Below are 13,438 nucleotides of genomic sequence, written 5' to 3'. Positions count from 1 at the left end.
AAAGGAAATGCGACAGTAACAACTAAAGATGGAAAAACAGCGGTAATCCCAGGAAAAGATTTAGTTAAAACAGAAGTAGACGCAGCGAAACCAAACGCAGGAAACGACATCGTTAAACCAGCGGATAAAACACTAGTAAAAGATCTAGAAAAATTAACTGACGAAGAAAAAGCAGCAATCGCAGCGAAAGTGAAAGAAGTAAATCCAGGTGCGACTGTAGTAATTGATGATAAAGGAAACGCAACAGTAACAACACCAGAAGGAAAAACAGCAGTAATTCCAGGAAAAGACTTAGTTAAAACAGAAGCAGACGCAGCGAAACCAAATGCAGGAAACGACGTAGTTAAACCAGCGGACAAAACACTAGTAAAAGATCCGAACGCATTAACTGACGAAGAAAAAGCGGCAATCGTAGCGAAAGTAAAAGAAGTAAATCCAGACTCAACAGTAGTAGTTGATGACAAAGGAAATGCGATAGTAACAACTAAAGATGGAAAAACAGCGGTAATCCCAGGAAAAGACTTAGTTAAAACAGAATCAGACCTAGGGAAAGAAAACGCAGGAAATGACATCAATACACCAACTGCAAGAACAGCTGTAGCTAATAAAGATGCTCTAACAGATGCAGAAAAAGAAGCAGTTAAGAAAGCGGTAGAAGCAGTAAATCCAGGTGCAACTGTAGTAGTTGACGACAAAGGAAATGCGACAGTAACAACTAAAGATGGAAAAACAGCAGTAATTCCAGCTTCTAAACTAGTAATTCCAGCTGATAAAGTAACTGATGCGGCTGCACAAAGTGGAATCAACACACCAGCAGCAAGAACATTAGTAGCTAACAAAGACAGCTTAACACCAGAAGAAATCGCTAAGATTAAAGCAGCGGTAGAAGAAGTTAACCCAGGAGCAATCGTAGTAGTAGATGCAAAAGGAAATGCGACTGTAACAACTAAAGACGGTGTAACAGCAACGATCTCAGCTGAACAATTAGTAAAAGACGAGAAAGATGTAGCAGCTAAAAATAATGGTGAAAACATCAACCTTGATTTCGAAAAACAAGTTGTAGCAGACTTAGATAATCTGACAGATGCAGACAAAGCAGGTGCTAAAGATAAAATCTTAGCAGCAAATCCAAACGTAGCAGAAATTATCTTCGATGCGAAAGGAAATGCGACAGTAATCCTTAAAGATGGAAAATCTTACACAATCTTAGCTAAAGATATCTTCAAAAAAGAAGAAGCACAAGCTCCATCAGTAAATGCTTCAGCAGAAATCAACTTCCCTGAAAGAGTTCAAGTAGGAGATCTAATGAACTTAACAGATGAAGAAAAAGAAACTGTGAAACAAGCTTTAATCAAAGCAAATCCAGAACTAAAAGAAGCTAAGATTACAATCTCAGCAACTGGAGAAACAACAATCGTATATCCAGATGGAAGAGTAGTAGTAATCCCAGCAGAAAAATTAGTAGTAGCTAAAGGTTCTAATAACAATGGTGGAAATAAAGAAGATGACTCTACAAATGTTTCACGTGGAAACAACGGAGCTTCTGACAACGCGCCAAAAGCAAACTCTAAATTAGGGCAACGTCTAGCAAACACAGGTACAACAGAAACTAATACTGGCTTAGCAGGATTAGGATTAGCGATCCTAGGTGGATTACTAGCGGTAGCTCGTCGTAAAAACGACAAAAACTAATTTGAAATTTAAGAAAAATACTAAACAAAACTCTTAAAAATGAAGACACTCTCGATAATTTTCGAGGGTGTTTTTTTATACTTTATTAACGAGGCTGAATAATTTGGTTGTATACTAAATCCGGGGCATGGAAAAATTCCAGCCCCGGATTTCAATTTTTATATATAAAAAGACAAATATCCAATATAATTAAAGTGTAGAAAAATAATTAACTAAGAAAGGATATTTGTCATGAATAATTTTATCACAAATTTACTATTAATAAAAGACCAAAATATAACTATGGATGATAAACTTGATTTAATTAATGTAGATGGTCAAGATACATTCGTATTTCATGGGACTTTATCATACAATCCAAAGTGTTGTACAAACTGTGGTTGTATAAAAGAAGGAAATAATATAGTTAAAAATGGATTCACAGATCCATTAAAAGTAGCTTTATTAAAGATATCAGAATGCCCTACATATCTACGATTAAAGAAACAACGCTTTAAATGTAGAGAATGTAATTCTAAGTTTTGTGCTGAAACATCATTTGTACAAAAGCACTGCAGTATATCTAAAAATCTTATATTCCACATTATGAAGAATCTTTCTAAGACACTATCATTTAAAGATATAGCTGAATTAAGTAATGTATCAGTATCTACAGTAGTAAGAGTAATGAAATCATGTAGAGAAGCTGTAGAAGTTAATACTTATTCAAGCTTACCAGAACACCTGTGTTTCGATGAAATAAAATCAACTAAAGATAGTAAAAATGGAATGAGTTTCGTATTCTTAGATGCTAGAACACATGACTTTATAGATATTGTAGATGGTAGAACACAACATATATTAAAACAATACTTTATGAGATATCCAAGAAAAATAAGAAAGAAAGTAAAAACGATCTGTATAGATATTTACCCTCCTTATATTAATATGATTAGAGAGATGTTTCCTAACGCTGAGATAATAATAGATAGATTCCATATGGTGCAAAATATTAATAGAGAATTAAACAAAGCTAGAGTAAAACTAATGAATCAATATAAGAGTAAAAAAGGTTCTACTTACACTATTCTAAAGAACTTCTGGAAAGTAATATTAGAAGATAGAGATAAAGTAAATTCAACTAAAATATTCTATTCTAGAAGCTTTAAACGCTATGTAACTAGAAAAGAGGTATTAGATTATATATTAGCTATAGATGCTGAATTTACAGCTAGTTATGAGAGAGTTCATGAGATAAGAGAAGCTATTAAGGCTAAAGATTCTGTAGAATTAGAGAAATATATAGGTATGGATACTAAAGGATTATCTAAAGGTGTAGCTAAAGCTATAAATACTATGAAAAAGCACAAAGAATATATGATTAACGCTGTTAAATATGTGTATTCTAATGGCCCATTAGAAGGATTTAATAATAAAATAAAACTACTAAAGAGAGTATCTTATGGATATTCTAGCTTTAGTAACTTCAGATTACGTATTTTAATTATGTCTAGATTATTTGTTTCTGAATATAAAAATAATGTTAAACTTAGTGAAAGTAAGAAAAAATCTAAGCAGCAAAATGCTGCCTAGATCTCATTTCCTATTTTTCTCCATGCCCCGAATTTGACAAAGAGCCAATAATTTTCGAGGGTGTCTTTTTATGATTTATTAACGAGATTGGACTACTTATGGGATGCTTTTTTATACTTTATCATTAAGGTTATGTTATTTCTGAGAATATCTTTTAATGTCTAAAGATGATTTCATGATAGTCTGGGGCATCTTCATCAGAAAATCAGGTACAAGAGTCCTTACATTTGCTTTTTTTCCTATAGGCAAACAAAAAAACTGACGAAATGAAGTCAGTTTACTATTTTGTATGATAGGAGTTATATATATTAGATATTCACATAGAGAGTGGCCAATAATATATTCTATTTAGTTAATAAAAATTCTTCACAAACTCCCTTTACACGTTTGTGGATTCTATATGCCGTGGCTAATGAGACATCCATTGCCTTTGCGGTTTGTTTCATATTCAAAGTTTTTATAAATTCGCAGAAAAATTTCATTTCTTGCTCCTCTAGAGCATCTTTTAAATATTCGAACAACTGTATATACACTAGCGAATAATTATCATCCGTAGAGTCTAATTTGTTATTGTCAAAAATATCTAAAGGTACACTCTTATCTTTGTTTCTATAGCGGATTTCATCGATTAATTTTCTTTTAATGGTAGTGAAAGCGAATCGGTCGAAGTCTTTTTCTTCAATTTTCCCTTCATTTAAGATTAAAAAACTAACCAATAAACCTTCAAGTCCATAATTGTAAAATTCATGATGAAGTTTTTTAGGTATGTTAACCTTATAAAGCGCCATAGTAATTAAGTCTTTTTTAACTTCAAGCAATTCGTAAAAAGATTCTGTCTCCCTATCGTTTAAATATAGTGTTTTTTTCATAATAAAAAACCTCCTAAGTGCCACTCTCTATACAAATATCTTCTTTATAAAGACAATTATGAAAAGAAATCTATATTGAAATAGAAGTAACGTAGGAAATAATTATATTGTAAAATATAAATGAATTTACCCCCTTACGAAAAAAGTCCCCTTCACTATATATAGTGTGTTTTTTTGCTATTTGTAACAAAAATTATGTGAAAGTTCACAAAATGTTCATATTGTACTAATTTTCTACGATAATATTATCTTTATATTTTTCCAGTAATATAGCGAGTTTTTTGAAAAGTTTATCTCGATGTCGACAGATAGTCATAGGACTGCAGTGTTTACTGTCTGCAATACTACGTATAGACTGCTCTTTTATAAATAAATCAACAAGAAGAAGTTGATCTTCTGTTGATAAAGTAGCCAGTGCATCATATAATGCTCTATAAATATCATTAGTAATTACGATCTCATCTGTTAATGGAGAGTTATCCCTAATTAGATTTTCCCCGTCACTATCTTCTGTATCGAATGCATATATGAAAAATAGATTATACTTCTTATCTTTTGCTTTCGCACGCCTAACCTTGTAGCTCATATAGCAAATAGATGAATATATTTTATCAGAAACCTCAATTTCCTGGTTTTTATTTATTTTATAGATTTTCATAATATTTTCTCCTTTGAAATTAAATGAAGTAAGGGGGTTTTTAGGGGATAATGATTATAACAGATTTACAGAAAAATAGTAAATGATAACCTAGAGTAATTATAGAGATTTTTTAGAATTGCTAAAATAAAATATATGAATAATTAATAAAGTTTAAAGGAATGTTAATGATAAAAATAATAGTGAAATATTTTGTAAATGTTTTCTCTTTTAAAAATTGTATAACTGTCTACAAAAATAGACATAAATACAGTTAGCATATTGTTTTACAAAGTAAAAAATAATGGTTATAGTATCACTTATGTTTATATTGATTGTCAGTATATTGTAAGTAATATAAAGTTGCTAAAAAGGCTATTAATTATTGTTTTTGTACAATTGTAATAGTCAAAATTAGTATTAAAATAAATTAAAGTAACTAAAAGTAATATTTTTAAAAATTTTTTGAGAATTTATAAGTCATTTTTATGGACAAAAAAATTAAATTAAGGTAAAATGGTGGTAAGAATTCAAATGGATTTCTCATCATGAGTTTACTAATAATAACAAAAAGATGAAGAATAGCAAAAAATGAATATAAAATCGGGGAGACATATTAAGAGGTAGAGTTATCTGTCTTGATATCGAAACAACCAAAAAGATAGAACCGAAAGTTTTATTTTATAGGTACGAGTAAGATTAAATATTCAATAAAAGGCTGTTCAAGTATACATAAAGGAGGAAAATAATGGTAGGAAAAAATAACCAATATTTAAAAGATACCAAACAAGGTACAAAAGTAGAATCATATTCTATTAAGAAGTTTAAAGTCGGTACTGCATCGGTAGTAATTGGTGCAAGTATCTTTTTTGGTGCTGGAGCAGTATCACAAGCTGCTGAGGAAGTATCAAATAACACAACTGCAGATAATACAACAAATGCAGGTGTAAAAGCAGAGGAAGCTCCAAAAGCAGAAGCAAAACCAGTAGTAGAAACTACTAAAGAAAGTGTTGCTTCAGCAGTAGCAGAAAAAGTAGGAGCAGAAGTACCGAAAACTGAAGCTCCAAAAGCAGCAGAAGCAAAACCAGAAGCTCCAAAAGTAGAAACTGCTAAAAAAGAAATCTTAAAAGCAAGTATTGTTACACTAGAAGAAAAATTAAAATCAGCTCAAGACGCTGATAAAGCAGCTGTAGCAGCAGCAAAAGAAGCATTAGCAGCAGCTAGTAGTATTAGCTAACGAAGCAGCTACACAAGCTGAAGTAGATGCACAAGCTCAAGCAGTGCAAGCTTTAAGCCAAGTAGTAACAGAAGCTAAAACTCAAGCTTTCGATAAAAAATTAGAAGAGAAAAAAGAAGCTGAACAAAAAGCTAAAGAAGCAACAGCTACTAAAGAAGAAAAAGAAGTAGCAACAGCTAAAAAAGAATTAGTTCAAGTAGCTTCAGAAGCAGAAGTAACTAACAAACTTGCTAAAACTGAATTAGCTAAAAAAGACTTAAAAGTAGAAGCAAAACCAGCAGTACAAGCTGCAGTAGTAAAAAACGAAGAAGCTTTAAAACTAGCTAAAGAATTACTAGGAAATGACAAAGCTACTAAAGAACAAGTCGCTAAAAGTTTAGCAGAATTAAGCAACTCTATTAAAGCTGTTTACACAGAGTTAGAGAACGCTGGAGCTAAACGTAATGGTAAATTCGAAGCAGTATTAGCAGAAGCAACAACAACTCTTAAAGATGCTTCGACTGAAACAGGTAAAAAATGGTTAGAAGATCATGATTATTCTTCATTATCAGATATCAAAGTTAAAACTAAAGAAGAAAACCTAAAAGAAATCAAAGACTTGAATGACCAAATCCAATGGTTAGATTTTGGAGATACGAGTGCATGGACAGGATTAAACGCAAATAATCAACTTCAAATCGGATCAACATATACAAAAGAATTAATTCCTGGTTATATTGTTACGATGAGAGTTAAAGAACTAAAACCGTTCGAATCAACTGAAATATTCAAAGATCGTGTTGCAGGAACTGATTTAGCAAGTTCTTACCAACCAGACAAAGAAAACCAATTCAACCCAGCTAACGGTGCAACAGGACTTGGAGCAAATCCTCAAAACAGATATACTCACGTTGCTAATGCTGGTCTGACAAGTGGTAAAGCTAAAACAACGATTGCAGGAACAAACCCTGCAGGTAAACCTCAAAACGGTCAAGCAGCTGGGGTTAAATTCGATGTAACAGCAACTTATAACGGTAAACCTGTAAAACCTGGTATCATTATGACTTCTGGGGAAGATATCGGACCTCTTGAGTCTGAAATTTATACAACTAATGGTACTCCATGGGACTTAGCGGCGATTGTTGGTTATGGTTCAAATAAAAATGCCTATAAGCCTCTTGATCAATTTAAAGATATGAATGGTGGTAAAACTGCTATCCTTAAATGGCAAGATGAAAAATTCTATAATGCTCTAAGTGGTAAAAAATTTGCGACTCCTGATGCAGCTACTGCAGGTCTAGGTTCACAAGTGTTTGGAGGTTACATAAATCAAAATGGATCTGGAACTCCAGTATTATCTACGGCAAACGTAACTGAAGTAGGATTTTATATCATGTCTTCTGGACAACAATCTTCTATGATTGGTATCAAGTTCTCTGACTTCGGAGATCTTCCAGAATCTTATGGAATGGCTGAACACTACTTAAGAACACAATCTATTGATTATGATACAAAAGCAATTAAACAAATCCAACAACCATACTTAGGTAAAGTAAAAGCGGATATCGACTCTGCACCAGGTACTCATGTACGTGGAATAGGTTCTGATGATGCTACAGAAAATGGAGATGAAGGTGTAGATCAACTTATTGCTCCAGATAATGTACATATCAACAAAGATACAGGACGTCCAGAAGTCCAATTAGTTAAAGGTCCGGATAATACTTATAAAGTTAAAGTTCTTGCTTCAGCAAACGGTAATGACAACTACACAGGTACAGTTGCTCCAGCATACGTGCGTGGATTTATTGACTTCAATGGAAATGGTAAATTTGATAAAGGTGAAGAATCTAATATCGCTACAGTAACAGGAAAAGACCAAGAAGTAGAACTTACATTTACAAACACTCAAGTAGTGGACACTACTAAAGATGTAGTAAACTTCCGTGTTCGTATCGCAAAAGATGAATCTCAAGTAGAAAAACCTGTAGGGATTGCATACTCTGGGGAAGTAGAAGATAACCAAATTCAAGTAATTCACCCACCTCGTGGAGATAAAGAAGAAACTACAGGTAAACAAGGTGAAACTCAATCAGTTGGTATCGAGTTCAGAACAAGACCATTGGGTGACGATGCATCTGACCTAGGTTCTAACAACGGAAAAACTACATTCAACTCATACGGTAAAATTCAGTATACTGAGCAAAGTAACGTAATCAGCGCAGAAACTACTAAGAAAGTTCAAACTGAAGGTGTAATGATCGTAGATCCTAGTGGAAATCTAGTTAAATCATACACTAAAGCAGGTCAAGGTACATATACAGTAACAGATGATAAGGTTACATTTACTCCAGAAGCTAATTTCGTAGGTAAAGCTGATGGTATCGCACTACGTGCTGTAGATTCAAATGGTGAATCTACTGGATGGACTGCATTAACAGCTCAAAACGGTCTTGAAAACAACAATGATGGTACGCATACAACTACTACAAAAACTATGGATGCTGTATACATTCCAACAGTAACTCCAAAAGAAATCACTGCAGATCCAGAAACATCAACAGATGTTCAAGGTAAAGAACAGAAGAAAACTCCAACATTCAAAACAGAAGGTGATTCGGCTACACCAGTAACACCAACTGCACAGTACCCAGCTAAATTAGTAGATCCAAAAACTGGAGCTAAAGTTGACTCTGTAACTGTAGATGGAGAAGGAACTTACACAATCAACCCAACAACAGGTGAAGTAACATTCCAACCACTTCCAACATTCAAAGGAACTGCAACAGGTGTTGATGTAACATTAACAGCACCAGTAGGTCAAGATAAAGATGGTCAAACTGTGACAGCTACAGCTACTACAAAATATACTCCAACAGTAACAGCTGTAGAACCAACAGCTAAACCAACAGACTCAGCAGGAGTACAAGGTGAAACTCAAAAAGGAACTCCTACATTCACAGCAGGAAATGCAGAAGTACCAATTAAAGAAAACTCTCACAAACTTCTAGATAAAGAAGGAAATGAAGTTCAACCTGGACAAACAACTCCAGCATACGCTGAAGATGGAGTAACTCCAGTAGGTACTTACTCAATTGATCCAGCGACAGGTGAAGTAACATTCACACCAACTGATAAAACTTACACTGGAAAAGTTGCACCAGCTAAAGTTCAAGCAGAAGATAAAAATGGAACTAAAGTAAACACAACTTACACTCCACACATCGTAGGTGTAACACCAACGGCAACACCAGCGGAATCTTCAGGTATCCAAGGACAACCACAAGATGGAACTGTATCGTTTGCACCTGGAGAAACAACAGTAGAAGGTGTTAAAAAATCAGTACCAATTAAAGCTAACTCAGCGGTTCTACTTGATGCTTCAGGTAACCCAGTAGCGCCAGGTACTCCAGTAGATGCTTTAGATCCAGAAGGAAACAAAGTAGGGGAATACACAATTGACCCAGCTACTAACAAAGTAACATTCACACCAACTAACAAAGAATACACAGGTAAAGTACAACCAGCTAACGTACAAGCAGAAGATGAAAATGGAACAAAAGTTAAAACAACTTATACTCCAACAATCGTAGGTGTAACACCAACTGCAGACCCAGCTGAAACAACTGATGTACAAGGTGTTGAACAATCTAAAGAAGTAACATTCAAACCTGGTAAAGCAACAGTTAACGGTGTTGAAAAAGAAGTACCACTTGACCCTAATTCATTTACATTATTAGGTGAAAATGGACAACCGGCTACATCAGTACCAGCTAAAAACCCAGCAGGAGATGTTATCGGTACATACACACTTAAAGTTGTAGACGGTAAAGCAACTGCGGTATTTACACCAACTGATAAAACATATGCAGGAGAAGTTGCCCCAGTTACTATCCAAGCTAAAGATACAAATGGAACTCCAGTAACAACAACTTACACTCCAAACATCACTCCAGTAGAACCAACAGGAAAACCAACAACAACTGAAGGTGCACAAGGACAACCTCAAGAAGGAACTCCAACATTCACACCAGGTGATGCCAAAGTTCCTATGAAGATCGACGCTACTCAACCAGCTAAATTAATCGATCCAGCTACTGGACAACCAACTGATGCAACAACAATTCCAGCGAAAGACGCTAACGGAAAAGAAGTTGGTACATACACAATCGATCCAACAACAGGAAAAGTAACATTCACACCTAATAAAGACTTTACAGGTACTCCAGTACCAGCAACAGTTCAAGCGAAAGATGCGAACGGAACTCCAACAACAGCTACTTACACACCAACTGTTAAACCAGTAACACCAAAAGGTGTAGATACATTCACAAAAGATATTCAAGGAGCAGAACAAAAAGGAACTCCTGAATTCAAACCTGGTAAAGCTACAATTGATGGAAAAGAAGTAGAAGTACCTATCGATACTAAAGAACCAGCTAAACTAATCGATCCAAAAACTGGTCAACCAGTAGATTCAGTAACAATTGATGGAGAAGGAACTTACACAGTTAATCCGGAAACTGGAGAAGTGACATTTAAACCAGATCCTCAATTCACAGGTAAAGGAACACCGATAAAAGTTCAACGTAAAGATACAAACGGAACACCGGTAACAGCTGACTACACAGCGGTAGTAGTACCTGCTGATCCAGAAGGGGACGATGTAACAACTGTGGATATCCAAGGTGCAGAGCAAAGTGGAACACCTAGATTCCATGGTGGTAAAGCAGATATCGATGGTGTAACCAAAGAAGTTCCTATCGATGAAACTGTTCCAGCTAAACTAATTGATCCAACTACAGGTCAAGAAGTTACTGAAGTTGTAACAGATGAAGGAACATACAGAGTAGATCCAGATGGAACTGTTCACTTTAAACCAAAACCAGACTTCGTAGGAAAAGCTAAAGGTGTAACTGTAAAACGTGTTGATACAAATGGAACACCAGCAACTGGTACATTTACACCAACAGTAGTAGGAACTTCTCCAAAAGCAGAACCGTCAGTATCTTCAGATATTCAAGGTCAAACTCAAAGCCAACCAGTTAAATTTACAGGTGGTTCAGCGGTTGTTAAAGACCCGGTAACAGGAGCTAAAACAGAAAAATCTGTAGATATTGATCCAGATACTTACACATTATTAGATGAAAAAGGACAACCAGCACCAGAAGTACCAGCTAAAGATCCAGAAGGAAATGTAATTGGTAAATATACTCTTGTTAAAGAAGACGGTAAAGATCCAGTTGCAGTATTCACTCCAACAGATAAAACTTACGCAGGTCCAGTTCAACCAGTAACAGTTCAAGCGCAAGATAAAAACGGAACAGCTGTAACAACAACTTATACTCCGAATATCACGCCTGTTAAACCAACTGCTAAAGGGGTAACTTCTGAAGGTGTACAAGGTCAAGAGCAAAGCGGAACTCCAACATTCACTGAAGGACACGAAAAAGCTCCAATCGATCCAACTGTACCAGCTAAATTAATCGATCCAGAAACCGGTGAACCAACTGATGAAAAATCAGTAACAGTACCAGGAGAAGGAACATATACAATTGACCCAGACACAGGAGCAGTAACGTTTAAACCAGAACCAAACTTCACAGGTAAAGCACAAGGTGTTGAAGTTCAACGTAAAGATACAAACGGAACTCCAGCTACAGCTAAATACACACCAACAGTTAAACCAGTAACACCAACATCAAAAGATGCAATTTCAGAAGATATTCAAGGTGCTAAACAAACAGGAAAACCAGTATTTACTGATGGTAAAACAACAGTTAATGGAAAAGAAGTAACTGTAGAAATCGACGAAACTGTTAAACCAACATTCGACGATGGTTCAACTACGAAAGAAGTACCAGGAGAAGGAACATACACTATCGATGAAAATGGTGTAGTAACATTCACTCCAGAACCACAATTCACAGGTAAAGCTAGTGGAGTAACAGTTAAACGTGTTGATAAAAACGGAACAGAAGTAACAGCTAAATACACACCAACAGTTAAACCAGTAACACCAACTGCAGAAGGTGTAACTACAACTGATGTTCAAGGTGCTAAACAAACAGGTAAACCAGAATTCACACCAGGTAAAACAACAGTTAACGGTGTAGAAAAAACTGTAGAACTTGATGATACTAAACCAGCTACATTCGAAGATGGTTCAACTACTAAAGAAGTACCAGGAGAAGGAACTTACACAGTTGCTCCAGATGGAACTGTAACATTTACTCCAAATAAAGACTTCACTGGGCAAGCAACAGGTGTAACGGTTAAACGTGTTGACAAAAACGGAACACCAGTAACAGCTAAATACACTCCAGTAGTATTACCAGTAACACCAACAGGTAAAGATGTAACATCAATCGGTGAAAAAGGACAACCTCAATCTGAGACTCCAGTATTCACACCAGGAACTACTAAAGTAAACGGTAAAACTATAACAGTACCAATCGATGAAAAAGTAGCTCCAACATTTGATGATGGAACAACTGAGAAGAAAGTACCAGGAGAAGGAACATACACTATCGATGAAAATGGTGTAGTAACATTCACTCCAGAACCAGACTTCGTAGGTCAAGCAACAGGTGTAACAGTTAAACGTGTTGACGAAAACGGAACACCAGTAACAGCTAAATACACACCAACAGTATTAGGTAAAACAACTACAGAAAACGTAGTATCTGAAGGTGCTAAAGGACAACCTCAATCTAATACTCCAGTATTCAAAGGTGATGTAGACACTACAGTAGCTCCAACATTCACTGATGGAACAACTGAGAAGAAAGTACCAGGAGAAGGAACTTACACAATCGATGCGACTGGTAAAGTAACGTTCACTCCAGAACCAAACTTCGTAGGAACAGCTACTCCGGTAGAAGTTGTACGTAAAGATAAAAACGGTAAAACAATCAAAGCTTCTTACACTCCAACAGTACGTCCAGACACAGTATTTGTTGATAAGAATGGTAAAGAGTTAATCCCATCTAAAGATGGTAAAAACTCATCAGAAACTATTCCAGGATACAAACTTGTTAAGACTGAAACTGATGAAAAAGGTAACACTAAACACATCTACGAACCAGTAACAACTAAACACGTAGATAGAAAAGGTAACCCAATCCCAGGAACAACAACAGAAGAAGGAACAAAAGATCCTAAGAACATTCCAGGATACAAAGTAGTAGAAACTAAGAAACTTCCAAATGGAGATACAGAATATGTATACGAAAAAGTAACTACAAGACACGAAGATGAAGCTGGTAACCCAATTCCAGGAACTGAAATTGAAGAAGGAACAAAAGATCCTAAAAACATTCCAGGTTACAAACTAGTAAGAACAACAACTACTTCAAAAGGAGATACAGTTCACACTTACGCTCCAGTTCAAACATTCTTCAAAGATAAAGAAGGAAATGTAATTCCAGGAAATCCAACAGAAGATGGAGA

General features: G+C 35.2%; 6 protein-coding genes. 4 read left to right on the top strand and 2 right to left on the bottom strand.

All coding sequences use genetic code 11. The annotated features are described in order from the left end of the window. Together O5Y44_RS08615 and O5Y44_RS08610 are read left to right on the top strand one after the other, a co-directional pair. On the top strand, positions 1-1,692 hold a 1,692-nt coding region (locus O5Y44_RS08615; protein ID WP_371465985.1), incomplete at its 5' end, for a MiiA motif-containing surface protein. Positions 1,693-1,923: 231 nt separating this feature from the next. Further along, positions 1,924-3,264, top strand: a complete 1,341-nt coding sequence (locus O5Y44_RS08610) for an ISL3 family transposase (RefSeq protein WP_371465984.1) — start codon at positions 1,924-1,926, stop codon at positions 3,262-3,264. A gap of 344 nt (positions 3,265-3,608) precedes the next feature. On the opposite strand, the gene O5Y44_RS08605 is transcribed toward O5Y44_RS08610, so the two are convergent. Both O5Y44_RS08605 and O5Y44_RS08600 read right to left on the bottom strand, forming a co-directional pair. Then, positions 3,609-4,133 (bottom strand): sigma-70 RNA polymerase sigma factor region 4 domain-containing protein, encoded by a 525-nt coding sequence (locus tag O5Y44_RS08605; protein WP_271964984.1) that lies wholly within the window; start codon positions 4,131-4,133, stop codon positions 3,609-3,611. 226 nt (positions 4,134-4,359) lie between these two features. Further along, complete coding sequence (locus O5Y44_RS08600; RefSeq protein ID WP_271964983.1) at positions 4,360-4,791, bottom strand: sigma-70 RNA polymerase sigma factor region 4 domain-containing protein; 432 nt, start codon at positions 4,789-4,791, stop codon at positions 4,360-4,362. A 727-nt stretch (positions 4,792-5,518) separates the two neighbouring features. Between O5Y44_RS08600 and O5Y44_RS08595 the strand changes: the two genes are divergently transcribed. Both O5Y44_RS08595 and O5Y44_RS08590 read left to right on the top strand, forming a co-directional pair. Continuing rightward, a complete protein-coding gene (locus O5Y44_RS08595; RefSeq protein ID WP_371465983.1) occupies positions 5,519-6,007 on the top strand; it encodes a YSIRK-type signal peptide-containing protein in 489 nt (162 codons plus the stop codon). Between the two features lie 43 nt (positions 6,008-6,050). Beyond that, positions 6,051-13,438 (top strand): GEVED domain-containing protein (locus O5Y44_RS08590; protein ID WP_371465982.1); only part of this gene is annotated, 7,388 nt, incomplete at its 3' end.

Source organism: Gemella sp. 27098_8_155 (genome assembly GCF_041433725.1).
Taxonomy (GTDB): domain Bacteria; phylum Bacillota; class Bacilli; order Staphylococcales; family Gemellaceae; genus Gemella; species Gemella haemolysans_D.
This window is presented reverse-complemented; position numbering and strand designations above follow the sequence as displayed.